This window comes from Epilithonimonas sp. UC225_85 (assembly GCF_042695135.1).
Classification (GTDB): Bacteria; Bacteroidota; Bacteroidia; order Flavobacteriales; family Weeksellaceae; genus Epilithonimonas.
On the sequence record NZ_CP170547.1, the window covers coordinates 2,477,220 to 2,503,736 of the forward strand.

Annotated in this window: 33 protein-coding genes and 1 tRNA gene; 31 read left to right on the forward strand and 3 right to left on the reverse strand. The window is 34.1% G+C overall.

From position 1 onward, the window contains the following. The first annotated feature begins 3 nt into the window (after window positions 1-3). The 5 genes from ACFJGY_RS11355 to ACFJGY_RS11375 all read left to right on the forward strand — a co-directional run bounded on the left by ACFJGY_RS11355 (window position 4) and on the right by ACFJGY_RS11375 (window position 2,946). Window positions 4-840, forward strand: a complete 837-nt coding sequence (locus ACFJGY_RS11355) for a hypothetical protein (RefSeq protein ID WP_379963968.1) — start codon at window positions 4-6, stop codon at window positions 838-840. Between the two features lie 20 nt (window positions 841-860). Further along, complete coding sequence (locus ACFJGY_RS11360; protein WP_379963970.1) at window positions 861-1,124, forward strand: hypothetical protein; 264 nt, start codon at window positions 861-863, stop codon at window positions 1,122-1,124. 3 nt (window positions 1,125-1,127) lie between these two features. Further along, window positions 1,128-1,478 (forward strand): DNA cytosine methyltransferase, encoded by a 351-nt coding sequence (locus ACFJGY_RS11365; protein ID WP_379963972.1) that lies wholly within the window; start codon window positions 1,128-1,130, stop codon window positions 1,476-1,478. Further along, a complete protein-coding gene (locus ACFJGY_RS11370; protein ID WP_379963974.1) occupies window positions 1,465-2,313 on the forward strand; it encodes a hypothetical protein in 849 nt (282 codons plus the stop codon). Before ACFJGY_RS11365 ends, ACFJGY_RS11370 begins: the two co-directional genes overlap by 14 nt. A 147-nt stretch (window positions 2,314-2,460) precedes the next feature. Further along, window positions 2,461-2,946: a hypothetical protein gene (locus ACFJGY_RS11375; RefSeq protein ID WP_379963976.1), complete on the forward strand. Its 486-nt coding sequence runs from the start codon at window positions 2,461-2,463 to the stop codon at window positions 2,944-2,946. Window positions 2,947-3,033: 87 nt separating this feature from the next. Here the strand turns inward: ACFJGY_RS11375 and ACFJGY_RS11380 are convergent, their stop codons facing one another. Then, window positions 3,034-3,333, reverse strand: coding sequence for a hypothetical protein (locus ACFJGY_RS11380; protein ID WP_379963978.1), 300 nt, complete (start codon window positions 3,331-3,333; stop codon window positions 3,034-3,036). A gap of 293 nt (window positions 3,334-3,626) precedes the next feature. On the opposite strand from ACFJGY_RS11380, the gene ACFJGY_RS11385 reads away from it, so the two are divergent. The 15 genes from ACFJGY_RS11385 (at window position 3,627) to ACFJGY_RS11455 (ending at window position 15,352) form a co-directional block, all read left to right on the forward strand. Next, a tRNA-OTHER gene (locus ACFJGY_RS11385) sits at window positions 3,627-3,711 on the forward strand. A 101-nt stretch (window positions 3,712-3,812) separates the two neighbouring features. Beyond that, complete coding sequence (locus ACFJGY_RS11390) at window positions 3,813-4,022, forward strand: hypothetical protein (protein WP_379963980.1); 210 nt, start codon at window positions 3,813-3,815, stop codon at window positions 4,020-4,022. An 11-nt stretch (window positions 4,023-4,033) separates the two neighbouring features. Then, window positions 4,034-4,468 carry a terminase small subunit gene (locus ACFJGY_RS11395; RefSeq protein ID WP_379963982.1) on the forward strand — a complete coding sequence of 145 codons (435 nt, stop codon included), beginning with the start codon at window positions 4,034-4,036 and terminating at the stop codon, window positions 4,466-4,468. After that, window positions 4,469-5,740 (forward strand): terminase large subunit domain-containing protein, encoded by a 1,272-nt coding sequence (locus tag ACFJGY_RS11400; RefSeq protein WP_379963984.1) that lies wholly within the window; start codon window positions 4,469-4,471, stop codon window positions 5,738-5,740. After that, window positions 5,716-6,261 carry a hypothetical protein gene (locus ACFJGY_RS11405; protein ID WP_379963986.1) on the forward strand — a complete coding sequence of 182 codons (546 nt, stop codon included), beginning with the start codon at window positions 5,716-5,718 and terminating at the stop codon, window positions 6,259-6,261. The genes ACFJGY_RS11400 and ACFJGY_RS11405 overlap by 25 nt, the downstream gene beginning before the upstream one ends. Then, window positions 6,258-6,728 (forward strand): hypothetical protein, encoded by a 471-nt coding sequence (locus ACFJGY_RS11410; protein ID WP_379963988.1) that lies wholly within the window; start codon window positions 6,258-6,260, stop codon window positions 6,726-6,728. The genes ACFJGY_RS11405 and ACFJGY_RS11410 overlap by 4 nt, the downstream gene beginning before the upstream one ends. Next, entirely contained in the window at window positions 6,718-7,209 is a 492-nt protein-coding gene (locus ACFJGY_RS11415; RefSeq protein WP_379963990.1) for a hypothetical protein, read from the forward strand. The genes ACFJGY_RS11410 and ACFJGY_RS11415 overlap by 11 nt, the downstream gene beginning before the upstream one ends. Further along, complete coding sequence (locus tag ACFJGY_RS11420) at window positions 7,209-8,189, forward strand: hypothetical protein (RefSeq protein ID WP_379963992.1); 981 nt, start codon at window positions 7,209-7,211, stop codon at window positions 8,187-8,189. The genes ACFJGY_RS11415 and ACFJGY_RS11420 overlap by 1 nt, the downstream gene beginning before the upstream one ends. Beyond that, entirely contained in the window at window positions 8,186-10,357 is a 2,172-nt protein-coding gene (locus ACFJGY_RS11425) for a hypothetical protein (RefSeq protein ID WP_379963994.1), read from the forward strand. Before ACFJGY_RS11420 ends, ACFJGY_RS11425 begins: the two co-directional genes overlap by 4 nt. Then, entirely contained in the window at window positions 10,354-13,746 is a 3,393-nt protein-coding gene (locus tag ACFJGY_RS11430; RefSeq protein WP_379963996.1) for a hypothetical protein, read from the forward strand. The genes ACFJGY_RS11425 and ACFJGY_RS11430 overlap by 4 nt, the downstream gene beginning before the upstream one ends. Continuing rightward, window positions 13,730-13,984, forward strand: a complete 255-nt coding sequence (locus ACFJGY_RS11435) for a hypothetical protein (protein ID WP_379963998.1) — start codon at window positions 13,730-13,732, stop codon at window positions 13,982-13,984. Before ACFJGY_RS11430 ends, ACFJGY_RS11435 begins: the two co-directional genes overlap by 17 nt. Beyond that, a complete protein-coding gene (locus ACFJGY_RS11440) occupies window positions 13,978-14,235 on the forward strand; it encodes a hypothetical protein (protein WP_379964000.1) in 258 nt (85 codons plus the stop codon). Before ACFJGY_RS11435 ends, ACFJGY_RS11440 begins: the two co-directional genes overlap by 7 nt. Before the next feature lie 142 nt (window positions 14,236-14,377). After that, window positions 14,378-14,704, forward strand: a complete 327-nt coding sequence (locus ACFJGY_RS11445; protein WP_379964002.1) for a hypothetical protein — start codon at window positions 14,378-14,380, stop codon at window positions 14,702-14,704. An 85-nt stretch (window positions 14,705-14,789) separates the two neighbouring features. Further along, on the forward strand, window positions 14,790-15,146 hold the full coding sequence (locus ACFJGY_RS11450) for a hypothetical protein (RefSeq protein ID WP_379964004.1): 357 nt from the start codon (window positions 14,790-14,792) through the stop codon (window positions 15,144-15,146). A 2-nt stretch (window positions 15,147-15,148) separates the two neighbouring features. Continuing rightward, window positions 15,149-15,352: a hypothetical protein gene (locus tag ACFJGY_RS11455; protein ID WP_379964006.1), complete on the forward strand. Its 204-nt coding sequence runs from the start codon at window positions 15,149-15,151 to the stop codon at window positions 15,350-15,352. 11 nt (window positions 15,353-15,363) lie between these two features. Here the strand turns inward: ACFJGY_RS11455 and ACFJGY_RS11460 are convergent, their stop codons facing one another. Next, complete coding sequence (locus ACFJGY_RS11460; protein ID WP_379964008.1) at window positions 15,364-15,666, reverse strand: hypothetical protein; 303 nt, start codon at window positions 15,664-15,666, stop codon at window positions 15,364-15,366. A gap of 68 nt (window positions 15,667-15,734) precedes the next feature. Between ACFJGY_RS11460 and ACFJGY_RS11465 the strand changes: the two genes are divergently transcribed. The 11 genes from ACFJGY_RS11465 (at window position 15,735) to ACFJGY_RS11515 (ending at window position 26,153) form a co-directional block, all read left to right on the forward strand. Next, window positions 15,735-16,982, forward strand: coding sequence for a hypothetical protein (locus ACFJGY_RS11465; RefSeq protein WP_379964010.1), 1,248 nt, complete (start codon window positions 15,735-15,737; stop codon window positions 16,980-16,982). Window positions 16,983-16,984: 2 nt separating this feature from the next. Beyond that, window positions 16,985-18,043, forward strand: coding sequence for a hypothetical protein (locus tag ACFJGY_RS11470; RefSeq protein WP_379964012.1), 1,059 nt, complete (start codon window positions 16,985-16,987; stop codon window positions 18,041-18,043). A 20-nt stretch (window positions 18,044-18,063) separates the two neighbouring features. After that, window positions 18,064-18,690: a hypothetical protein gene (locus ACFJGY_RS11475; RefSeq protein WP_379964014.1), complete on the forward strand. Its 627-nt coding sequence runs from the start codon at window positions 18,064-18,066 to the stop codon at window positions 18,688-18,690. Beyond that, complete coding sequence (locus ACFJGY_RS11480) at window positions 18,672-19,184, forward strand: hypothetical protein (protein ID WP_379964016.1); 513 nt, start codon at window positions 18,672-18,674, stop codon at window positions 19,182-19,184. The genes ACFJGY_RS11475 and ACFJGY_RS11480 overlap by 19 nt, the downstream gene beginning before the upstream one ends. A 14-nt stretch (window positions 19,185-19,198) precedes the next feature. Further along, window positions 19,199-20,329 (forward strand): hypothetical protein, encoded by a 1,131-nt coding sequence (locus ACFJGY_RS11485; RefSeq protein WP_379964018.1) that lies wholly within the window; start codon window positions 19,199-19,201, stop codon window positions 20,327-20,329. After that, window positions 20,310-20,813, forward strand: coding sequence for a hypothetical protein (locus tag ACFJGY_RS11490; RefSeq protein ID WP_379964021.1), 504 nt, complete (start codon window positions 20,310-20,312; stop codon window positions 20,811-20,813). The genes ACFJGY_RS11485 and ACFJGY_RS11490 overlap by 20 nt, the downstream gene beginning before the upstream one ends. Before the next feature lies 1 nt (window position 20,814). Next, window positions 20,815-22,590 (forward strand): hypothetical protein, encoded by a 1,776-nt coding sequence (locus ACFJGY_RS11495; RefSeq protein WP_379964023.1) that lies wholly within the window; start codon window positions 20,815-20,817, stop codon window positions 22,588-22,590. 269 nt (window positions 22,591-22,859) lie between these two features. Beyond that, window positions 22,860-23,261, forward strand: coding sequence for a hypothetical protein (locus ACFJGY_RS11500; RefSeq protein ID WP_379964025.1), 402 nt, complete (start codon window positions 22,860-22,862; stop codon window positions 23,259-23,261). Next, window positions 23,254-23,739 carry a hypothetical protein gene (locus ACFJGY_RS11505; RefSeq protein ID WP_379964027.1) on the forward strand — a complete coding sequence of 162 codons (486 nt, stop codon included), beginning with the start codon at window positions 23,254-23,256 and terminating at the stop codon, window positions 23,737-23,739. Before ACFJGY_RS11500 ends, ACFJGY_RS11505 begins: the two co-directional genes overlap by 8 nt. Further along, window positions 23,736-24,206, forward strand: coding sequence for a M15 family metallopeptidase (locus ACFJGY_RS11510; protein ID WP_379964029.1), 471 nt, complete (start codon window positions 23,736-23,738; stop codon window positions 24,204-24,206). Before ACFJGY_RS11505 ends, ACFJGY_RS11510 begins: the two co-directional genes overlap by 4 nt. A 3-nt stretch (window positions 24,207-24,209) precedes the next feature. Next, entirely contained in the window at window positions 24,210-26,153 is a 1,944-nt protein-coding gene (locus tag ACFJGY_RS11515; RefSeq protein ID WP_379964031.1) for a GDSL-type esterase/lipase family protein, read from the forward strand. Window positions 26,154-26,186: 33 nt separating this feature from the next. On the opposite strand, the gene ACFJGY_RS11520 is transcribed toward ACFJGY_RS11515, so the two are convergent. After that, on the reverse strand, window positions 26,187-26,468 hold the full coding sequence (locus tag ACFJGY_RS11520) for a DUF3127 domain-containing protein (protein WP_379964033.1): 282 nt from the start codon (window positions 26,466-26,468) through the stop codon (window positions 26,187-26,189). Between the last annotated feature and the right edge of the window lie 49 nt (window positions 26,469-26,517).

Consider the following 26,517-nt stretch of genomic DNA (forward strand, 5'->3'; position numbering starts at 1 on the left):
ATTATGGATACAATAGGAAGAAATAAATATGCTTTTTTGAAATCTGTCAAGGAAAAATTAACTCCAGAAGATCAAAAGAAAGTTCAAGAATACGAAAAGCAGCACGCTGTTATTATTCCAGATGCCGAAAAAACCAAGGAATATCTGGAAAAACTGAGAAATCTGAGTATTGAACCTGTTTATGATTTCTCTACAAAAAAAATGTTATCAGAGTTTAAAAGAAATTTTAAAAATCAAAATGGTAAAGAGTTTTTATTGAATCCTGATTCTCACAAGAACCTCGCACCACTTCTTTATTATTTTTCTAAAAATGAAAAATTCTTTAGTTGTGAAAATCTAATCAGAGAAATTGATTTTGGAGGGAAAGTTAAATTTTCAGAACCTTCATTCGACAAAGGATGTTTGGTGATTGGTGGATATGGAAACGGAAAAACTGCGATTATGAAAACATTTCACAGAATGTTCAGAAAGATAAAAGAAAAATCATTTTCATCTACAACCGCAAATGATGTGATCGATGCTTACGAATCTTGTAAAACTCAAGATGATAAAGATCAATTCTGGATTAAAATGAAATCTGGAAAGAAATATTTCGATGATCTGAAAACAGAACGCACTGCCAATAATTACGGAAAGGTAAATATTTTCAAAGAGCTGATTGAGAAAAGATATGATTCAGGTGCATTGACTTTCTTCACTTGCAATTACAAAGATGAGTACCAGGGAGACCTTGCACAAGCATTATTGGAGTTTGGTGAAATGTACGGAAACCGAGCTTTTGACAGGCTGTTTGAAATGTTCAACATTATAGTTTTCACCGGAAATTCAATGAGAAGATGATACGCACCAAAAGATCAGAAATGGATTCTCTCTCAATATTCTGTTATGTTTTATACAAATATTACAATAAAACTCAAGAAGAAATTGGAGAATTGATAGGAAAGCATCACGCCACTGTTATTTATCATCTGCAAAGATTTCAAGACAGAATAGCAGTGCATAAAGGATTCAAAAAATCCTATGAGGATTTCAGAATAAAAGATTTCGTTGAGACTTACTCACAAAAGAAAATTCAATTAGAACCATTAACCGTCGCGGATGTAGCTCCGTTTTTAATCCACTGATAAATGAAAAACAAATATATAAAGCTTGGAGCTTTAGCGATCACACTTCTTTATGTTGATTTATTTTGCGGTGCCGGTGGTACATCTACCGGAGTAGAAAACGCCCGTGTTAATGGCGAAAAGTGTGCAAAGGTTATTGCCTGCGTGAACCACGATGCCAACGCTATTGCTTCACACGCTAAGAATCATCCTGAATCAAAACACTACACCGAAGATATTAGAACTCTTGATTTGACAGAACTTATAGAGTATGTCAAAGAAATGCGAAAAAAGTTACAATGGCCCGAAAGATATGTGAAGCTTCAGCTAACAGATTATTCGAAATACGAAAAGCGGCATAATGAAGACAGTTAATTCTCTTTCCGGTGGAGGAACTTCCAGTTATCTAGCTTATCATTTTCCTGCTGATTTAGAGATTTTCAGCCTAGTTTGTATTGACAGTCATAATGCAGGAAGACAACTTGATAAAAAGCTAGTGCAGATGGCAAATGACAGACTTCAAAAATATTGTTCTCATCAAAATGAATTTGTAGCTACATCAGAAGATCCAAGTATTTTGAAAACAATGTTTGATCTTGAACAACTTATTGGCAGGGAAATAATTTGGCTACGGGGTATGAGTTGGGAACAAATGCTTGCTATTAAAAAAGCAATTCCAAATATGGCTAAAAGGTTTTGCACAACGATTTTAAAGATGCAAGCAATTTTTGAATTCCTTTTTATGCATCATACATTACCAGTTAAAATGCGTGTAGGTTATCGATATGATGAAAAAGAAAGAAGTGAAAAATTCACTGACATTTGGAAGTATGCAACACATTGTGAATTTCAATCGAAATCTGCCAGATGGGTTCACAGGTGGTCAGAAATGATTTGGAGAATAGGAGAATTCCCATTGATAGATAATAAGATCATTCATCCACATATTAAAGCTTTTTGGGATGATAAGGATATCAAGTTTGCAGATGATTCAAATTGCCAAAATTGTTTCTGGAAGGAAGAACAACAGCTAAGGAAAAACTTTGATTCGAATCCTGAAATAATGTATTGGTCCGCAATTCAGGAAGATTTATTTGGCCACACATTCAAAGAAAACAATAGTCTATTAGGAATTTCGAAGCTTGGACTTCAATTAGATTTCAACTTTGGGACCGGTTCCGGATGTCAAGCAGGGTTTTGTACTGATTAATTCAAGGCTTTCTCCTAATCCAGTAAATCAAAATCATTATAACAACAGTAAGAGCTAATCCCAATTCCCAAGCAATAAAACGATCTGGTGGTGTTATGTCGCGAGGTTCAACTAAAAATATAATCATTCACAATAATAATAAAAATTATGATACTATCATTCAAAACAAAGATCAACGGAAAACCTACAAATTTTGTAGAAAAAATCTGGGAGGGGTTTCTTCAGAAAGGAATTCAATTCAAAGCAGTAGAAATGAAAATTGGAATGGAAGCTTTGCCAGAAGATTACAAAGTAAAAACACATCATCCAAAACTTCACACAATCCGGAAAGATGAAAAGAACCGTTGGAAACCAGGAAATCTAATTGATTTTTTTATCAATGCCAGAACAAAAGATATGTTCAGGTTTGCTCCCAGAATTAAAGTATTATCTACACAACAAATTAAAATATTTCATCAGAAAAATTCTTTAGAGAATTCAGCATTTGTGTATATGGATGATAAAAGGATGAGAGAAAAACAAATTGAGACTTTAGCGATCAATGATGGTTTTGAAAGCGTGGAATCTTTCTTTGAATATTTCAATGAAGACTTCACCGGAAAGATTATCCACTGGACTGATCTAAAGTATTAATAATTATGATAATAGAAATAGCCTTACAAACGCAAGGCCATTAGGGTTAGATTAATAACCGATATGAAAATGTTAAACAAATATAATTTATTCGTTAGACTTTCCAACTTCTTTCAGATAATTTTTACAGGTCTGAATATATAGATTACCATAAGAATCAAAAAGTTCAACAAAATCAGTTTGCGCATATCTCTGAAGTGTTTCGCTAGCTTGTCCTGGAGCATTGAGAGGACTGTGGATAACTAAGAGATCGCTGAGAAGATTAGATTTAATAACCTCCATCATCTCATAGAGTTTTGGAATGCCAGAGCTATTATCAACAAACATTTTAAAATTTGCAAATCTTTCGTGTACTGCCTCTAATGATTCTTTTTGAAATATATCCATAGAAATAGTTTTGACAAAAATAATAAAAATAATATTCAAAAATATAAACTGGACAGAATTACAAAATTGATTAAAATTTCAGCCTAAAAGTTTCTTAATAAGAAACAATTGATTATATTTGTATCTCAAAAGAGTTGATACACAAAAGTTTAAAGCGGAAAGGAAATTTAAACCTTGTACCAAATCCCAATGGTTGGGTAAGACACAGTGAGCTTGCCGGATGTCTTTTCCGTGAACATTCTGTTTTCATCTTAAATCTCGCACGGGGGCGGTCACTGCCAGAAGTGACACACGGGGAGTATAGCTTAGTTAGGTTAGAGCAAGGGTTGCAACACAAAACAGTGCCTAAGGTCGTTGGTTCGATTCCAACACTCTCCACAAGCTCACAGGAAATGAGTTTTATGGTTATTAGTTTTTGCCCGACTGACTTACGTTGGTCGGGATTTTTTAAAATAAGATAAGAAATAATAATTAATACAATGGATCAAAACTACATCAAAGGAACTGAAAACTGGATTGAACAAGCTAAAAATAGATTACTCCAATCCGAAAAGAATAAAGAATATCTTGAAACTAAAATTAAATTAGAGCAGCAAGAACTAAAATTAGTGATCGAAGATATAGAGCACAGCAAACACTGGTTAAAAAAAACTGAAACTGAACTTGAAGAATATAAACTTATCAAGTAAATAAACTAATAATGGCAGCGCCCAAAGGAAATAAATACTGGCAATTAGCAAAGGGATTTGCCGTAGGCAATGAGAAGGCTTACACACCTCAACAACTATGGAAGAAAGCTGTTGAGTTTCTTCAATGGTTAGATGAAAACCCACTGAAAGAAGAAAAGGTTTTTGGAACTGGTTTCAAAACAGAAGTTTCCAAAATGAAAGCTCCTACTTTATCTGGATTTTGTATTTACGCTGGCATTCATACATCTACTTTCAATCGATACATTAACAATGAAGATGAAGCTTATCGCAACATCGCTAAACACATACAAGATTTATTTTTTGCGGTTAAGTTTGAAGGAGCTGCAGCTGATTTGATGAATCCAAATATAATTGCCCGTGAAACTGGATTATCTGAAAAGACAGAAAGCAATCAAAGTGGAGATGTAACCATCACATTCAAGTAGATGAATATTATAGTTGAGAAACCTGAATTAACAAATTATCAGAAAGATATCCTGTATAGTGATTCTCGTTTCACAATTACTGAAGCATCTACGAAAGTAGGCAAAACGTTTTCTCACATCTTCTGGATTTATGAAAGGGCGCATCAAAGTTGGAATAAGGTAAATTATAATCATTGGTGGATTGCACCGGTTTATGCTCAAGCGAAAATTGCATTCAATCGATTAAGAGCAATTGTAGGTAGGTCAGGACTTTATAAGATCAATGAAAGTAACTTGATGATAACTTGTCCTAATGGTGCAATTATTCATTTCAAGTCAGCAGATAAACCAGATAACTTATTTGGAGAAGATGTTTACTCAATTGTATTTGATGAAGCTCCGAGAGCAAAAGTAGATGCTTTTTATGCTTTAAGATCTACAATCACTGCAACCGGTGGACAAATGAAATTGATAGGAAACTTTGGAGGTTCTGCCAATTGGATGCATCAACTGAAAGAAAAGGCTAAAACTGATAAGAAATATTCTTATTTCAAAATAACAGCTTGGGATGCAGTAAGAGAAGGAATACTTGAAGAAGAAGAAATATTACAAGCTCAAAGGGATTTACCTCCTAAAATATTCAAACAGCTGTATTTAGCTGAAGAACAAGAATCAGATGATCAATTGATTTCATTCAATGCAATGAATGATTTGTTTACAAATGAGTTTGCTCTTAAAGGTACAAAGTATATAACCGCTGATATAGCACTTCACGGATCTGATAAGTTCGTTGTTTGTGTTTGGGATGGATGGAGATTGATAGAGATTACAATAATTGGTAAAATTGAAGCTCCAGAAGTTGAAAAGCTTCTGAAAGATAAAGCTGAAAAATTTGAAGTTATGAGAAGTAACATCGCTTATGACGCTGATGGATTAGGTTCATTCCTTCGAGGTTATTTGAAAGGAGCTACACCATTCAACAATGGTGGAAAACCGATAAAAGGAAAAACTTATAAAAACTTAAAAACTGAATGTGGATATGAGTTCGCAAAACATATCAATGCTGGAGGAATGAAGATCGATTGTGATATTGATAGGACATTAGTGTTCAAAGAATTGGAATGTTTGCAATCTTACAAATTAGATGATGACGGTAAAATTCAATTGTTACCAAAAGCAAAGATTAAAGAACTGATTGGACATTCTCCAGATATTTTAGATGCATTTGTTATGAGATCATACTTTGATGTTAAACCAGATAGAAGCCAATGGGGTCGTTCAACTACAACATAAAATATAAAGAATACTCTACTCTACCATTGGAGCAAAGAGAAATCCTGAATGAGTTACTGGAATCAGCAACTGCAAACATTCATTTGGAAAAAAGAAAACCTATTCAGGAAGATTTTTGGTTTTTGACTTGGAAGCAGATTGAAGAATTGAGAAGCGATATAGGAGAAAATAATATTGATGATGTTTTGAATCTGGTTTATTCCCTTGAAGAAAATGAGATTGGTGAAATCATTTTGGTCAATGTTATTTCTTCTTACAAGTGGGTAATTGAACAATTGGAATCGATTGCCGAAACTGAGAAGTATGAGATGGAAGAAGCTGCCAAAGATCCTAAAGCAGAAAAAGCTGGAGTTGACAGGTTTAGAAAATATGAATTCTATAATTCACTTCACGTTTTATCAGAAGGGAAAATATGGAAAGAAGATGAAGTTTTACAATATCCATATTGGCAGGTCTTCAGAAATCTCAATATGAGAAATGATAAGGCAAATTATGAAAAAGCATATTCAGAATTAAAATGATACTAATAGACGAAATATTTTCAGATGCTTGTCAAATGCTCGGATGGACTTTCATTCAGGGTGATGACCATTGGAACAATGTAAAGGACATTGAAAACAACGATGATAATCAGCACGGAAAAGATGATACTGATCTTGAATTCAGCGAAAAGAAAAAATACTTCTTTCTTCTTTCAAAGAAAATGAGAAACAAAAGAAATACTTATGGAGCTGTTGAATCTCGTTTGTGGTCTGGTGAAATAGTTTTAGGCGTTCGATCAAATTTAACTGATCCAACCTATGAATATAAGCTGCTGCATCAAATCAATCCACTTTATGCAGAACAAGAAAGAATGGAAGTACATATTCCGGACTGTGAAGGAATGAAGATTAATGTTTGGGATGTGTCAGAAGAAGTTGCAGATGCTTATGATAGCAATTTTGATGGCCTTAGAATAACCTTTGAAATCCAGCACGATGAAATTTGATTTAATTCCACAAGACAAAGAAACCATTTACAGGAAATATCTTCTTGAATTAGTTGAGAAAATTAAAAGACGTTATCACGATTCCGGATTGATGGCATCAGGTGAATTTGAAAAGCAATTGGAAATACTCATTGAAGGTGATAAACTTTCCATTCTCGGAGCAAAACATTCAGTTGATATGGACCAGGGTAAAAAGCCCGGGTTTGTTTCATCAAAAGATATTTACAACTGGATAATGGTGAAGAAAGGATTGCCGACTGTTTTTTATAAAAGACCTGAATTCTATGCTTTCATAATTGCAAAAAAAATAACTGAACATGGGATCAGGGTTCCTAACAAATTTAACAAAGGCCGGTTGATTTCAGAAGTAATTGATGATTTCCTCGAAAACGATTTGAAGAAAATGCTTGCTGAATTAGGCATTAAATCAATTGGAAGAATCAATTCTGACCTAACACAAATATTTAAAATCGTAGCGTAATGAATTTAATCCAGCCAATAAATCCAATTTTCGCACACTCAGAAAATATAATCTATGTATCAGGTGTAGATCAATTTCTTGATTGTTCTTTTGAGATAAAGACCGCCGGAACCATAAAACCATTTTTCAATACTGTGATGGCATACAATGGAAATTGTGAAATAAATCTGGGTGAGATTTTGAAAATGTTCTACTACAAATTAGAACAATCATTGCCAGCTATGTATGAACAAGAAATAAATGGAGATAATGAATTGAATGGTGGAGAATTGAAAATCACATTGAAAGACTTTTCCGACAATACCGAAATTCTAAATTATAATATCATCAATGGAGCTTTACAAAAAGGAGAATCTTTCAATGATACAGATCAAATTTTAAATCAGGTAGCGGTTCAATTTTACGGATTCCCTTCAGACCACACAAAATATGTTGCAGCAACAAAAAAGATTGTCAGAATTCCTTATTCAGAATTCCTTGTCCTAGTAAAATGCAAAGGAATCTATTTGGCGTGGATGAATAAATATGGAGCATTCGATTATTATCTATTTGATGGAGTTCCGGAAATGGATATCAATTCATCAAGCCTGGATGAATTCAAAGGTTATTCACTCGGAAAAAAATCTAATCGTCAATTAAAAATCAGAGCAAAAGTAAATGAAGACATTGAAAATTATTCAGTTCAAAAAGTGGATGTTCAGACAACGGCAAAGAAAATAACCGAGGGCCTGATGTCGATCATCGAAAGTCCAGAAGTTTATGTTTTCTATCAAAAGAAAATGACAGTACATAAAGGGGGTGCTTTTGATTCTGAAGCTTTTGACAGTGGTTTTTTGATTGATGAATCTTTCGATATGGAAGGTGCATTCGTCAAATTAAAAGAGATCAAAGGAAACAACAAATTGAATTATAAAAGTCAAGTTACTGAAATTGAATTTGACATTACACTTCCAGACGAATATAACATCACAGCAATATGATAGATCTATATATTGGAGATTCCAAAGACAGCAAAAAGAAAATTGATGTTGATGATAATATCGAAATAGTTCGTCAAGTGATGGATATTTTCGATATATCAACTCGTGTGGTTGATTATTCAAAATCCATTAAAGCTCCGAAAACGGCAAAAAATAGAATTATTTTTCAAGGTCTTGGATTTTCTGATTCTAATTTTCCTTATCAAAGATCATATGCAGATGCTTACTCATCTGGAATATTATTAATGCGAAATGCTTATGTAAAAGTTAAAAACGTTAATCAATCCTATAATTTCAATCTCATTTCCGAAAGTAAAGAAATCTGGAAACTAATTCAAAATGATACATTAGGAGTTTTGGATCTATCAGAATCTGATCATACAAAAACCGCAAGCAAATTAAAAGAGTTTTGGGAAACCGGCGTAACTGATGATTCTATTTATCATTACTTCTTTGCTGATTACGGTGGAAAATTGCCGGAAAACAATACTGTCTTTGGAAAATATTTGATTCCAAGTTACCGGATCTCCTATTTGGTAGATCAGATCAATGAGAAATACAATACCAATATCATTATTCCAGAAATTCTTAATAAAACATTCATCACTTATTCAGATGCGAATGAACTTGAAGATACTGGAGATACTTCAGTTTGGGTTAAAGAATATTCAGAAGCAACATTTGTCCAGGATCTTGAAAAATGGATTGCCCCGGATGCCGGAAGATATAGAGTAATTATAACTGGAACAATATACGCTGGTTATGGATGGCAAAATACAGACGTACCTGTAGTGAAATTTGGAGATTTTGATCAAAGAATTATATTTCCTGCAAATCAAGTTTATGATAAAATTTATTATGATGTGAATCTATCAATACCCTACAAAGATATAGGGAAAAGTAGTCAACTGATAATATATGATAGATATGGACAAGGCAAAAGATGGTACTTCAAAGGTAAAATAGAAGTTTTCAGAAGTGCAATAAATGTTTCCGGAAATGTGGCTTTCAAAGATTACAAAATCTCCGACCTTTTGAAAGAAATTATTTATCAATCTGGCTCAATTCCAATCAAAAATCCTTCTAATGACACTTACGAATTCGTAACACTTAAAGAAATTTTCTTAAACGAACCTGAAGATTGGTCAGATTACTTCAATGAAGAAGAAGATGAAACTTTCATCATTGGTAATTACGCTCAAAATAATTGGTTTAGATATAAATATGAAGATGCTGAAGACAGTAATAAGGACGGAGTTATTAAAATCGACAATACAAATCTGGAAACAAATGTAGATGTAATAAAATCAACTCTTTACAATACTCCTGTAAATCCTACAAAAGTCAATATCGGAGGTACAGATATTTCAGTTCAGCAATATCAACTTTGGCAAAGAAGCTCAGAACAAGTAGATGGTGTTTTTCAAGAAAAATATCAGCCACTATCTGGAAGAATGTTTTTGTTGACCGGACTTGAAAAAGAAGTTTCGAATTTTACAATTGACACTTACGGAACCGAGACTGCAACAACAAATAAAATTACGATTGCCAATAATGAAGATTATAATTTTCAAAAGGTTATCCAGAATAGATATGTTGAATATTCGAATATTCTCCAAAGAGCAAAAGTAAGAACTGCAACATTCAAAATTCCATTATTGGTATTTGCAAATTTTGACTTCAAAAGAAGAATATATGTTAAGCAGCTTGGAAGCTTTTTCATCATAAATAAAATGACATATAAAACTCAATCTTTGATGAAAATAGAATTGATAAAAGCTGACAACAAAATCATAAACAGTGATCCAAATCCCGATCCGGAAATTCCTTCAATTGGAATATTCTTTTTGAGCAATGCAGCACTTTATAAAAATGTGACAACATTTCCTGATGTATTAATTACTGAAAAAATAATTGCTTCAAATTTAGAATTATTTGATGGAGAAGTGAAACTGTATATTGATGATATACTATTTCCTTTCACACTTGAAGATAATGTGATAACATTTCAATTTTATGCAATTACAGAATTAGAAGAAGGATCTCATATAATTAAAGTTCAAAAAACTATCGACGGTAGCAGCTTAATACCTGATCCTGAAGACTTCTCAAATGAGATTACATACAACATTATTGAACGACCAACCAAACCAGAAATAGAAATATGAGCGATAGAATAAAACTTTTAGAATTGGACATTGATTTTGATAATGTCATAAAGAGGGCCGCTGACGCTCGAAACAATATGGAATCCTTGAAAGCTTCTACGTCTGATATGAAGAAAGTTTTGGATGAAGTGAACGCTCGATATAAAGATTCTGAAACGGAATTGAGAAAACTTGAAAGTCAGGGCAAAAAAAATACAGTTGAATATGAAACTCAAAAAAGAGTTTCTGAAGCTTTGCGCGTTTCTGTTGAAAAAAAGAATGTTGCTTACGAAAGTGAACAATCAAAACTTCGAGAAGCTCAAAAGGCATATAGGGTCTCTAAGACGGTTCTCGATGCATTCAATGAATCACTAAAAGATGGTTTAAATATTATTGTTGAAACTGATGGATCAATCGATCAATTAAATGCAGCATTAGCAAATAATAGAGAAGTCTATCGCGGTTTAAATGAGGAACAAAGAAATAATGTTGAGATCGGCGGCCGTTTATTAGAATTGATTCAGGAACAAGATAGACAGTATAAAGCATTGAACATTGATATGGGTGTCACTCAAGTCAATGTTGGAAATTATACCAAAGGAATTACAGAAGCTATCGAAAAACTTAAAGCTGGAGACCTCCAAGGATTTACTGAAGATGTCAAAGATTTAGGTACAAAATGGATTGAAACATCTAAGGGTATTTGGAAATCTATAAGCACAATGCCAGTTGTAGGATGGATTGCTGCGGTTGCTGTCGGAATCGGTTTAGCAATAAATGAAGTTTACAAATACAATAAGGAACTTTCAGAGGCTAATAAGTTAACAGAATCCATAACCAATTTGCAGGGAGATGCCTTAGATAGGGCGACCCTTAAAGCCAAAACACTTGAAGAAGCACTTGGATTAGATAAAACAGATACTTTAGAAGCTGCACGGGCTTTAGTCAATGAATTTGGAATCACTTATGAAGAAGCACTCCAAAGGATTGAAGATGGTGCAATTAAGGGTGGTGCCGCCAATGAAGAATATTTAGATTCAATAAAAGAATATCCTGCATTTTTCGCCAAAGCTGGATTTTCTGCAACTGAATTTATTGACATTATAAATGCTGGTGCTGATGTTGGAATATTCAAAGATAAACTTCCTGATGCCATAAAAGAATTTGGCTTAGCGATCACTGAACAAACTAAAACAGCCAGATCTGCATTGGTTAATGCTTTCGGTGCTCAATTCACAGATGATCTTTTAAAAAGAGTTTCTGATGGGAAAACAACCATCAAAGATTCCTTGATTGAGATTTCCAAAGAATCTGATAAATATAGCCTTTCTCAAAAACAGCAAGCTCAATTAACTGCTGATTTGTTTAAGGGCGCCGGTGAAGATGCTGGTGGATTTGTCAAAGTAATGGAAGCTGTTAATAATTCCCTTATAAATCAAAATAGTGAATTAACAGAAACTCAAAAATTCACAAAAAAGGTTGTGGATCAGATGAATGAATTGGAAGACGCTAAATTGAGAGCAATGAAATCTGATTCTATTCTTGCATTTAAAAAAGAATTGGACTTACTATGGTTAAAAATTCAAACTGTTTATTATAATGCTATTGCTGCATTAAGAGTATCTGACAGGGAATTTAATGCATCGGCTGCATATATGAGAGGTGTTTTCAAATCATTACCAGAAGCTGCAATTACATGCTTCGAGGGAATATTGAAAGCAATGGATAGAATGATCGATGGTTTTAAATCTGGAGGTGGAGCAATTTCAAAATTCTTTAAAGGAGATTTTGATGGAGCTATGGATGAAGCAATAAAATTTAAGAATACTTTACCAAAAGCCTTCGATGAAATTAAAAAAAGTACATCCAAAGCCTGGAAAGATGTTGGGGATGCAGGACTGAAAGAAGCAAACGATTTCAGAAAAAAATATGATGCTCAACAAAAAGTTTTGGCAGATGCTGCCAGAAAAGAACAAGAAGAGGCAGCAAAAAAACCCACAAACAATTTTGACGGTTCTGAAGACAAAGCAAAAGCAGATGAAGCCGCTAGAAAAAAAGCAGAAGATGAAGCGAAAAAGCACGCTCAAGAATTATTAAAAATTTCGCAGGCTAATGCCAAGGCTAAAATAGATATAATGAAATCCGAACTGGATGCTTATATCCTGAATAACAAATCCAGAATTGAGGAGCAGACTTTTGTAACTAACAAACTTCTACAATTAGAAAATGATCGTCTTGATATTATTCACAAAAAGAAACTTGAACAACTTGAAGCTGAAAAGAAACTTGAACTATCCAATAAAGATTTAACAGAACTTCAAAAACAAGCTATTGAACAAAAGTTTTCCGTTGAATCTTTGAAATTGACAGATGAAACGGCCAAAGCCAAAAAAGATCTTGAACTAAAATATGCTGAACAATTAAAACAAAATAAGGAATTCAAACAACTTGTAGAACATCAGCAAAAACTTCTTGATATTAAGAAATATGGCAATGATGAATTTGCAGTTCAACAGGAAAATCTTGATTATGAATATATGGCTAATCAAGAACGCAAAGATGTTCAAAAAGAAATAGATCAATTAGCAAAACAAGAACAAGATGAAGAAACGGTCGCTAATAAAATAATTCTAGAACAAAGATTAAATCAGATTGATACGGAATATGCTCAAGCAAGTATTGATATTGCTCAAGCAAAAGAACAAGCTAAACTATTAATGGCTGGAAGCGTTGCAGGGAATATTGCAGAAATCGTTGGCAAACAAACTGCTTTAGGCAAAGCTGCTGCAATCGCTGAAACATCGATTAATACTTATGCTGCTGCTACAGCTGCGTATAAATCTCTCGCAGCAATTCCAATCGTAGGACCCGCATTAGGTGCAGTCGCTGCAGGTTTTGCTGTTGCAGCTGGATTAGCTAACGTTGGAAGAATTGTGGGTGTTAAAGTTCCAGATGGTGCTGCTACCGGATTATCTGGATTGTCAAACTTAACCGTTTCAGCGACAAAATCATTAGGAACTCCAAAGAAGGCCGAAAAAGGAATTTTATTAAAAGGAAATACCCACGCTCGGGGTGGAGCAAATCTTTATGATGATTATGGAAATCACGTTGTGAATTATGAGGGTGATGAACTTCTTGCTGTCATCAATAAAAAATCAACTGGAATGCTTAGAAATCTTTCTTTCATCAATCAGTTAGGCGGTGGAATTCCATTAACTCACAATGTCAAACACGCTGCATCTGGCGGAATGATTTCTTCTTCATCAGCTGCTAAAATAACCAATCAAGTAAATGTTGATATTACTGATCAAATAGGACCAACCATTGCAGCCGCGGCTTTCTCCGGAATTCAAGAAGGTATGCGAGGATTGTCAGATGATAGAAATGTAATGAATGATGCTAAAATTTAATGACATATTAAACGGATGGGAAAATTATTTTGTTCCGGATCCGGTAATCGAAGAAGAAGCAAAACGACGAGCTGAAATATGTCTTGATTGTCCATTCATAAAACACGGTAAAGTGTTGGCCTTTCTGAAAGATAGGAATATGAAAGAAATTACTGGAGCGTACTGTGATGATTGCGGTTGTCCTTTAGTTTCATCAACTCGAAGCAAAAAATATAAATGTCCAAAAAATAAATGGTAAGAAAAACAACATACGAAGAAATTAAATCCAGGATTGAAGATGTCAAAGTTTTAATAAGCATTGGCGTTATCAATCCTGCATATCTTCGAGATGTTGAAATTTATGAAAGGTTCCAGGAATTAGTGAATGGAATTCCTGATGGATTTAGAGAAGCCAAAAAATGTGTGACTTGTTTTTATGAAGTGATTGCTGATGAATTCAAAATATCATCTGAATCAGTGAGAAAGATAATTAGGAAACTTTCAAATTAAAAAAAAATATTTGCATTGATTATCAGTCAGTTATAAAATATATCTCAATTATTAGTTCTAATATTTGGAACTAATCAGGATATTGTGTACTTTTACAACATCAAATAATTCAAACAACGTTTAACAACTAAAATCAAACATTATGACAGCTTTTAATCCTTACACAATCTCTTGGATCATTTTAACTCCTAAAACTGGAAAAGCTACAAAAAGAGATCAAAAAAAATTTAATTCCCAAATCACAAGAAGTACTTTCTCAATTAGTGCTTTCTCTTCAATTATGTTTGCGCATTTTGCAACGAAAGAAATTGCTACTGAGCAGTTAGCATTGTTAAAAAAAACAAATAAAGATTATAATGCTACCATTATTACTGATAAGCAATTTGGATTAATGGAAATCGACTACAAAACAAAAAATGTGAAAATCCATTTTACAACAAAACAAATCGAAGATTCAAAATCTATTTAATAAATAAAACAACAAAGCCTCTCGATTTGAGGGGCTTTGTCTATCAAATAATTCAAGTTTAAAAAACTTAAATCGTTGCAAAGATATGAAAGAATTAACATTGCCACATTTCCTTTTGGCAGAAAATCCCACAGAAGATGAAAATAGATTCATCTATATTTATTCACCAGTTTACTTATCGTTTGTTTTAATCATTTCAGAAGATTCTCAAACGGTATTGTTGAATGATGAAATGCGCAGAAAACCACGCAAAACATTTACATACGAAGATGAAAGCTTCGAGTTTGTGATTCTTCAAAACAATGTTGAAATGACAGGTGGACAATTGGCACCAAAAATATCTGAAGAAGAATTTTTGAACCAAGCTTGGAAGTTCTGGGAAGATTATTTGATTTGGGAAGACAGCAAAACTGATGAATCCGAAACATCTCAATTCAATTAAAAATGAACATTCACGAAAAGACAATGTTTGTCATTTCAAAACTTAAGTACAACTCTCGGCAAGTTGCAGAAGTTTTAGAAATCTCCACCAAAGGCGCAGAAAACAAAATGAAGCAAGTAGGAAGCAATCAATTTCTTGAGAAAGATTTTAAAAAAATTACAGATTTTCTGAATGAACTTCAAAAAGAAATAAAAGACCTCGATTAGTGAGGTCTTTTTTATTTTCCAGAAAACATATTAATTCCAAGACCATTAAATTGTTCTTGGAGTTTTCTATTTGTTTTTATTTCTGATTTGAATTGATCTATCAGCATTGGACTTTTATTTTCCATTTTGCAAAGATCAAGATACCATTCATACTGATCGTTGATATACTCAGAATAATTATGCATATTCATAAATATATTTCCCGTGTCTTTCCTGTTATATCTTCCTTTTCGCTTCATTGACTTCTTTCCGAAATGGTAACCAATTCCGAAAAAACCAATTAATATCAAAACAGATGCGAGTAGTAGTAGCATTTTGGTAATTCTCTTTACCAACAAAAATACTGATTTTCAATGAATTTTGTCAAAGAAATTCAGAAAAAGTGCATCAAAAATCATTAGCAACATTTTCAAAAGATATTAAAGTTGATTCTGCAAGTTCAGTAATCAGCAATATTGTTATTGTTCAGGAAGGATTAGACAAGTGTAATGGCTTTTTTAGCCGTGAGTTACTTGATGGTTTAATTGAGCAAGGAAATGCACAGCCGAATGGTGTTAAGTCAAGATTTGGCCATCCTAATATGTGTAAAACAACCCTTGGAACTTTCATTGGGAGATATAAAAATTTCAGACCATTGGAAGATGAAGGTATCTACAAAGTAATAGGAGATCTTCATCTTGATGAAATCACTAAAAAAACCAATGTAGAAGGTCAGGGAATTACATATTTCGAATACATCTCAGATATGGCCAAAAGCAATCCGGATATGTTCGGAAATTCAATTGTTTTTGCTTGTGATGCTGATTATCCGGAAATGGAAATTGAAGGAGAAGTTGGAATTGTTGAACGCTATCTGTTGCCGGTTTCCTTTATCGCTTCTGATCTTGTTGACAGTCCAGCGGCCACTGATAATCTTTTCAAATCATCGGATGATTTAGGAGTTATTATGACTCAATTCTTAGATGAGAATCCCGGTCTTTTCGATTTGGTGCAAAAGGATGATTCACTTATTCAATCCTTTCTTACTCGATACGAATCTTACAAAAATAAAAAATCAAATATGAGTTTAATAGACAAGCTTTTGGGAAAAAGCAAAAAGAAAGACATTGAGCAAACTCTCGGAGACGGTTCAATTGTCACAGTTATCACTGAAGCTCAAGAAGCAAAGGTTGGAGATAAGGTAAATGATTCCGACGGTAAACCATTGCCCGACGGAGAAGCTTTACTTCCAGATGGTACAAAATGGATGATTGCCGCCGGTGCAATTTCTGAAATCGTTCCAGTTGATGAAAATCAAGATCCACCTGCTGAAGAAGAAGCAAAAGAAGATCCGGAAGAAGTGACCGGCTTGAAAGAAATGTTTTCAAAATTTGAAAAATCCATCAACGGTAGATTGGGAAAAATTGAAAAATCAATTTCAGAAAGCCAAAAAGAGAACCTTGGAATTTTGGAAGAAGTTGCTGGAGAAGTTTTGAAAGTAAAAGAAGCACATTCTCTTTTGGCAAAGTCTGTAAAATCGAATTACAAAGTTCCTGGAGCCACTGAAAAAGATATCAATCCTGGTGGAGAAAAATCTTTTATGGATCGAATCGAAGAACAAAAAGAAGCAAAGAAACAAGAAAATAAATAATAATGGCAATAGACGTAAAAAGCGCATTTCAGCAATTAGCCACTGATAAGAGAGCAATCCAATCAGTTAAGGATATTGCTGTTAAAAAATACACTACTCCAACAGTAGATGATATTTTCACGGTTATTCCCAACATCAAAGGCGGTCAACAGGTTGCAGCAATGAAGGGAATTGAGTATGTAACGACAAAAGAAGATGGTTGTGGTGGAACATCATTAAATCCGACTTTTCCTGCATTGTCTCAAGAATGGAATCCAAGACGTGCAAAAATTAAAATCAAAATGTGTTACACTGATTTTGAGCAATACTTTACACAGTGGGGATTAGGTAACGGTTATGATGTTCACAATCTTGAAGAATCTGATTTCTTTGATTTCATCGTAGATCTTACAACCGATGCAATGAGAAAAGATACAACTAGAATTGTGCTTCTGGGAGACAAGGATATTGCAACTCAAAATATTTTGAATGATGCAAACAAAGTGAAATTTTATGACATCATTGATAAAGGTTTGATTTCTACTTTACAGTACTTCAAAACCATTCCTGAATTGTCTGATAATTTTGTTTCAATTTCTCAAAATTCAGCGGCTTCAGCAGCATTGCAAATGACGTTTGGTGAAGCTGATGCTTTTAATTTGTTCTATGATTTAACAGAAGAAGCCGATTTTGATGGAAATCAACTATTATCTTCTGGAAAATTAGCTGCTAATTATAAGAAATATCTTAGAGCTTGGCAGTTGGAATCTTCAAAAGAGCAAATTCAGAAAGGAATGCCAGACCTGATCGTGAACGGCGAAAGACTTGCCATTGTTAAGGATTATGACAGATGGAGAAAGAATGATTTCAAAGCTGTTGCATCACCTAACCTTACGCAGTTACCTCACTTTGCCCTGTTTTCTGCAAAAGAATCTTTACAAGTTGGAGTTGATTCAGCTCAAGCGTTGGAAGATTTGAGATTCGAGTATGTTGGTGGAGATGATGAACACATCTACATCAAAGGAAACTATATGATTGATTTCAAAATGGTTAATCCTTACGACTTCAGAGCAGCTCTTTAATATTAATTCAAAGCCGGCTTATGTCGGCTTTAAAATACAAAAATAATATGGCAACGTGTAATGACAAATTAGCAAAAGGATTCCTGAAAAAATGCGGCTATAAGCCAAAAGCAGGACATTCCGGAAAGTATTATATCAACTTTGATGATATCGATAGAGCTGCTACTCAATTAGCAAATAAAAATACAAAAGTCACTGCAATTGTTTTGAAAACAAGCGCAAAGATATACCCTGCCGAAGGAGCGAAATTAAGCAAGCAGCTTCACACATTTGTGGAAAGTGATTTCGGAGACGGTTACACCCATACAGATGAATTCATTGTTCTTTATCGTGGAGATATTGAAAAAGAGAATGTTCAATCATTAGCTGAAGGAACCAGAGTTGTAACCATCAGCAAAAAATTAGACGGTGGTTTGAATGGTGAGATCACTTATGAGGTTGCAGGTTTGGAATCCGGTATGAAGTTAAAAGCTGATACTTACGATTCTTCAGCTAATTCAGGAACCGCAACTATTCAAGTTGCAACGGATGAAGGAGCTGAAGCAACTGGATTGAAAACATTCTTGATGAATGATGAAGATGATGAAGCATCATTATCTGCAACCGAAACCTGGATCACAACAAATCTATGGACTCCAACACCTTAAAACAAATTGAATTTTTCAAAAGTGCCGATATCCAAACCATACTTAATGGAAAAGATGAAACCGGCACTTTTTACCTAAATCAATTATTTAATATCTATCAAGAATTTTTCGGAGAAACTTGTTCTACTTGTCCTTCCAAAATTCTTGGATATATCCAAAAAGTCAAATCAATAAAAAATAATACAATGTCACAGTCAGAAAGAAAATACCTTTTGAAAGAAGGTGCAGTAATTCAAGTTTTCGGATCATCTGAAGCATATTCAAACGCAAATTTAACCGATGAGAAAGCCGAAAAGCTTCTCAAGGAAAATCCAAATCGTTCAGCTCTTTTCGCAAGGATTCCAGAAGAATTTTCAGCAGAAAAAGAATTATCTAAAATGAACAAAGCAGATTTGACTGCAAAGGCTTTATCTGTCGGCTATACAGAAGAAGATCTGAAAGGCCTTACAAACAAAGATTTAGTTGCCAAAATCGAAGAAAAAACAGCTGAGTAATCTGAAATAACGCAATGAAAAGTAGCGTAGTTGAACTTTATAAAAATGATAACCTAAAGATTTATAATAAGTCTTTAGGTATCGTTTTTAATGGACACGACAATATGAAGCCAACGATCATAGAAAATATGATTGATGCTTCTCCAACAGCCGTGCAATGTGCTGATATAAACCAATCATTTCTTTCAGGCGGTGGTTTTACAGAACCTACCAATATCAATATCAGTGGGGATTTTTGGGAAGATTATTATCCTAATGATCTACTGTTTGATGTTTCAGAAAGTTGTAGTAGGCATAAAGGTGCATTCATTCATATCAACTACAATGCAAATTTTGAAAAAGAAAATTTTAAAGTAATTCCTTATACCCTGTGTCGTCTTGGAAAAGAAGATTCAAAGGATTACATCGGTAAAATATTAGTTTCTCCAAATGGTTGGGGTAAACAACTAAAAAAAGCAGAAATCGATATAATTGATGTTTATAATCCACGTCCTGAAGTTATCCAGGCTCAAGTTGAAAAAGCTGGTGGATGGGAAAATTATAAAGGTCAGATTATATATTTCAAATTCTCTAAAAAATATCTCTATGCGAAATCTCCATTAGAAACCTCATACAAGTTTGCTAATGTTGAAGATTCAATGGGAGACTTCTACTCTACTACTGTACATCGCAGTTTTAATGATGTAATGATGTTCAGACATCGAAAATTTCCATCTTCAGTTGAAGAAAATGCTTTTAGAGGTGATGCTAAAAAAGTGATGGGATCCGATGGATCTGCATCTGTTTGGATGGTTGAAGATGATTGGGATGATGAAGGCAAATCAGTTGGAAATATCAAAGTTGAAAAACTATCAACCGAAACCAGATCAGAAAAATATAAACACTTCGAAGAATCATCGGCAAACTTTATCAGAAAAGCTTGGAAAATTCCACAAATCTTAGTTGATGCTGAAGAAGGTAAGATGGGGAATTCAAGTGGAGAATCATTAAGCGTTGCCTGTGATATTTACAATCGTACAACCTTAAATGATCGTCAAAAATTATCCAGATTATTCAAAGAATTATTCTGGAATTTCAGAGAACAAATAGAAAAAGATTGGGAGATCATCCCATTTACATACGGAAATGGAAGCACTAATAAATAAAACAGATGTAGAAAAAAGAGTTCAAGTTGGAATTGGATATAATGATAAAAATTTCCAACAGTTTACTCGTGAAGCACAAGAATTTGACTTGAAGCCATTATTGTGTGAAGATTTTTATATGTCTCTTTTTTCATTATCGGATGCGGATAAAGAAAAAATATTCAACGGTGGAGAATATGAGTACAATACAAAGACATACACCTACTGGGGTTTGTCTGATGTATTATCATATTTCACTTATGCGAGATTCTTAATGAAATCGCCAATCGTTTCAACCACTCACGGAATTGTAAAAAAGAAAACTCCAGAAAGTGAACCAGCTGATCTTGGAGAAAGAAAAAATCTGTATTACAAATACAGACAAGAAGCAAATCAGATTTTCGAAAGCTTCAAAAAATTTGCTGAAAGAACAAACCTCAGCAATTGGAATTGTTCAGACGAACCTTGCAAAGAATTCAAATATAAATCAAATGTAATTCAGTAATATGACAACGTTGCAAAAAATATACAGCCTGATACCAGATAACATCACTCAAAGGATTATTCCACAAAGTTTGAGAAATGGCTTTAAAATTATTGATGAAAAAATAGATGCTGTTTCTTCTGGATTTATAGGTGCAATCAATCGCGAAACTCCAGAGCCGGAAGGAGGCTGGCTTCCGGGTATTTATATTGCAGAAGCAACAGGAGTTTATACTAATCAAGATGATCTCGATATTGATCTTAATGATGGTATGAATCTAATAACTTTCGATGGTAATGATTGGACAAAAATTATAATTCCAAATGGGATTGTTCCCACTGAAGTATTGGATTATATTAGCAATAAACCCGTTAACTCAAAAGCAATATTAGACTTTCTTGAAAATAGGACTCAGTCATTAGGAGAACTTAACGAGTATGCCGGTAGCGGTTTTGGAACCCAATCTATAATCTATGATTATACGCCTGATGAGCCAGTTTCAATCAATCAGCTTGAAGCCTATTTTAATGGTGCCGGCACAGTTCTTTTCCACGTTGCTAATGATTTGCGTGATGATCCCGGCTCTGACAATATGCTTTTCACAAAAGTTTCTACTCATTTAGTAAATATATCGGGATCCGGATATCAAAAAATTGATTTTTCAACAATAGTTTTGAATCCAGGTGATTATATTGTTGTGGATAAAGTTTCGACCGCACAACCATATTTCGGCACAGGTTCGGAGGTTTCTGCCTATCAGGTTTCCGAAGGTCCTCCGGGAACTTTCTACGGATTGCAGGTCACAGGATTGGATTTATCTATTAAGTTCAATTCTATCATCACAAAGTACGTTGTAAACATACCTAAAAATGTTACAAAAATAAATGTTGTAAGAAATGTAGATAACTATAATTCTATCAGAAATACGATCAACGCCATTGTAAATAATAATGAAAATAATCGATATGAAGTATATGTGGCAAACGGTGTATGGCCAGAGTATGACATTTTAGCAAAGCCTTTTGTTAAGCTTATTCTTAGCAGGAATGCTGTAATATTAACAGATCCTGAAGGAACGATGGCGGATAAAATCGCACCGGTTGACTGCTCATTTCCATCTGAGGCAGGGAAAAGGCTTGATGCAATTAATCAGATTTACCGCCATGTTATGAATCCTTCTAATGATTTTGAAATTGAAGGAGGAACTATATCTGCTATAAAATGTAAATATGCTATTCATCTTGATAATAGTAATTATAAAAATTTCAAAGCAAGAAAAGTTCATATCATATCTGAAAACTGCAAGAATCCAGTTGGTATAGGAGCATTTGCCAGGCAAAATATAAGCTTCGAACAATGCACTTTCGAAAGAGTTGGATCCAGCGGAGAAAGTGATACAGGATTCTTCATTCACAACTGGAATGCTCAGACCGATAAAGCGGTTGTGAATATTAACAAAAGCAAATTTGTTAACTGTGCATATTTGATTCTTAGCGAATTAGGATCAAATCAATCCGATGAAGTTCATTTAACAGATTGCTTTACGACTTATTCAAACGGTTATGTCTCTGTTATTGTAGAGAAAGACGGCGACGGAAAAACATACTGGACCAATCCGAATACAAGCATCAAAGAACCGAATCCGGTAAATGTGCCGTATTTTATTTCGCTTACTTCTACTGGGACAAAGATCGATAATATTTATGCACCTCCTGGTACTGCATTTAATCCGGCTTGGTCTTCAATCCCTATGCGAGATCTGGCGACTTTTAAATCAATCTCAATAATTCCTGAGTAAATAATATAATATTAAAATTATGGCATATATAAAAGGTTTAATATACGCATTAGTAGGATGGTTGGGGATAATTGTTCTGGAAAGTGACGGATCTGTTCTGATTAGAATACCGGCCGATTCACCAGGATATTACCTATTGATTTTCCTCAACTTCTTTTCTCTTTTTTATGGAATTTATCTGATTTACCGGATGTGTAAAGTATCAATAAGGAAAGCCATACGATGCTATCAGGCAAAAAATTACAGAAACATAAAAAAAAGAATCGAAAATGCCGGTAAAAGAAATCAAACTCGTTGATGGACTTCTCAACTGGCCATATTCGTCTAATGATTGGATTATCATAATTCTGGCATTATCCGCTTATCTGTTCAGGATGTATCTTATTTATAAAAATAAGACGGTGAATGATCCGAAATTTATGGATTGGGTAGGGATTTTTGTTCTGACTGTATTAAGCACTATTTCGCTTTATGAATTGGCGTTGCACTATAAATGGCCATTAGGGATATTTTTCCTGCCGTTTGCTGTTTCGATAATCGTTGCGAAAGATATTGCAGATTGGTTGTTTATGACAAAAGACGGAAAAGCCTTTGTGATTGCAACATTCAAAGAATTGGTTTCAAATATTTTCAAAACGTTAGGATATAAAAAAATAGATAATAATGAATAAAATAATAATCATAGTACTTAGCGCCAGTTTGCTTGCTTGCGGAACCCGAACCAAGCAGACCGAAAAGGAAAAAATAAATGTTTCTGGATCTGAGAAAATTACTCAATCAGAAAATATTTCCGTGAAAAGTTCTGCAGAAGCAAAAACAGATCTGTCACAATTTCTGAAACAATCAGGATTAAAAATAAACAGCACCGGAAAACCTTACACGCTTCAATATAACGGCGTTGTTTTCGCAGGTGACGCAAACCTTGACTTTTCAGATAGAGAAGCAAAATTGATACTCAAAACCATTACAAAAACATATTTGATCTTAGCAACTAAGACGACTTATAAATCTGAGAAAAGATATCAAACCATTACAACTTATAAATCTACGGACTTGAAATCTGAAAGAAGTTCTTGGTGGTTATATATTTTAATTTATTTGTTAGGTCTGATCACAATTCCACTAATTAAATATTTCATCAAAAAATGAAAAATACATCACAATACATTTTAAAATATGGTGTACCAACTCATAACGGAACTGGCTACCTTACACAGATTGATTTACCATTTCCTATGCGCATTGCCTGGGATAAAAAAACGCTTGTAAAAAAGATTACATGCAATAAAGCAATTGCCGAACCTTTGAAAAATGTTTTTGCCGATATCCTGAAGGCGTACGGCTACGAAAAAATCAAAGAATTAGGAATAGATCTTTTTGGAGGTTGTTTTAATTTCAGACAGCAGCGCGGCGGCACAAATTATTCCGTTCACGCGTGGGGTTTGGCAATTGATCTGGATCCGGAACGAAACCAACTAAAGGAAACTTCCAAGACGGCCCGTTTTGCGCGGCCTGAATACAAAGAAATGATTGATATATTCTACAAACACGGTTTTATTTCATTAGGCCGTGAAAAGAATTATGATTGGATGCATTTTCAATGGGATAAATTTTAAATTATGAATTGTGATGCATTCAAATTAGATATTTGCCGATTGACTCAGAATTCATACAGTTCTCCAAGACTTGTATTTGATTCTGATATATCTTCAGATACTTTCAAACTAAATATTTACTTAGAATCTAGTCGAACTTTAAGGAAGGATATTACTGGAGAATTTGAGAATGAAAATACTATTTTCTTTCCAGAATTTTCTATCCAGTCAAAAGAATATAAGTACGAAATTATCAGGATTCACAATGGCAAAAACAAGCTGTTACTTCGTGGAAAATATAAAATAACTGATGATCCTACGGATTGCAATTGTTCAAAAGAATCCGAGACAATAAATATTACTGTTAATGATGGTGATACCGTTGTCAATTTTGAATATTCAGAGACTGTTTTAAATATTGGCGATGGCACGCAAGGACCAAAAGGAGACAAAGGAGATCCATTTGTTTATTCTGATTTTACTGCAGATCAGCTACTAGCTTTAAAAGGACCAAAAGGTGATACAGGCAACACTGGGACTAGCGGGGCAAAAGGCGATACGGGAAGTACCGGACCGCAAGGACCTATTGGATTGACCGGACCTACAGGACCGCAAGGCGTTCCAGGAGAAAAAGGAGATACTGGTTTACAAGGACCAAAAGGTGATCAAGGAGTCAAGGGAGACAAAGGTGACGCAGGAAATCAGGGTATCCAAGGTATAAAGGGCGATACTGGTTTGATAGGACCTATTGGTCCTACGGGCGCAACCGGCGCACCAGGTGAAATCATAACTAATACTTACAAAGACCTAGCTCTTTTTTCCGGTGGCGGATCTAAATGGAATTGGACTTTAAATAATAAAATTATTACTGTTTCCGGAATAACTGGAATCTGGGATTATCGAATTATTTCAACCGCCGAAAGAATCAAATTCAAATATTCTCACAGCAGGGATTGGATTATGATCGGTTATAACGACTATAACAATATTTGCTGTCTTGGAATTGCAAACTCAACATTAGGGAGGATTATTAACGTCAATGTATCAGCCGACACATTTACCACTGTTGTGACCGGCGGAACTACCAGCTTAACATTAGGAGCTACAATTGAAATAGTAAGAATCAATAATTTCTTGATCATCTACGAAAACAGCATAATTGTAACTACAATCAATCTTAATACTGCAACTGGAGCAAGTTTAAATGTAAAAGCTTTTGGCCTTGTCGGATTCAATGCGAGTGGAACCGCAATTACAGAAGGATCATCTTTATTTTCTGATGTTCAGGAATATTCGGCATCATCAATAGTAAATGATTTGTATAATAAATTATTGGGTTGGTTATATGGGAAAATTGCATTTGTATTAGGTGACTCGCTATCTACATTAGACTACGGAGGTTTAACGCAAACAAGCCAATTATGGTGGGGAATTATGCGCGATACTTACAATATGAACTTTACTGTAAGTGCCGTTTCTGGAACTCCAATTGCTGAAAAATCAGGTTTTAATTCATTCGTTACCGATGCAAGATGGCAGTTGGCTCCATTGAATACTCAGATATATTTTATTTTTGGTGGTACAAATGATTTTGGTGCAAGAAATATTCCGCTGGGAACGTTTATGGACACCGATAAAACAACCTTTTACGGAGCTTTATATTATTTGTATAGTGGTGTCACTGCGAGATATAAAAACGCAAAAATAATTCACCTGACACCACCGCCGCGAGGTGATCTGGGAGTAAGACCGCAAAATGCAACAACAGGTAAATACTTAGATGAGTATATTGATGCAATCTACAAAATGGCGAGAATTTTCGGAGTTCAGGTAATTGACATAAATAGGGATGCCGGACTAACTTACAATAATATGCAGACTGGCGGCGGCTATTCGTCTGATTTCTTACATTTATTTGAAGTAGGACACACAAAAATTAAAGACGAAATAGTTAGACAAAATAAATAAATAAAAGCGAGATGTTAATGTCTCGCTTTTTTATTAATGAAACCTTTTGTATTCCAAAATTTTAATGCCAATCATGTGGGTAAAATAACTCTTTCCGGAATCATCTTCAAAAACTTCTGAGTTCAGCGTAAATTGAATGATTACGTGGTCTCTCATATTTAGTTTTTCGAGCTGGTATATATTTTCATCATAGAAATGGATTTCAAATTCCCGTTGTGGACTTTCGTAAGTTCCGATTACAATAGATTGCTTTCTTTTTCCACTCGAAAAAACTTCCAGATCTTGTACTTTTAATATTTCACCCTGAATTTTCACCCTACTAAAATATAAAATAATTTTTTATACATCTCCCACGCTGGCTTTT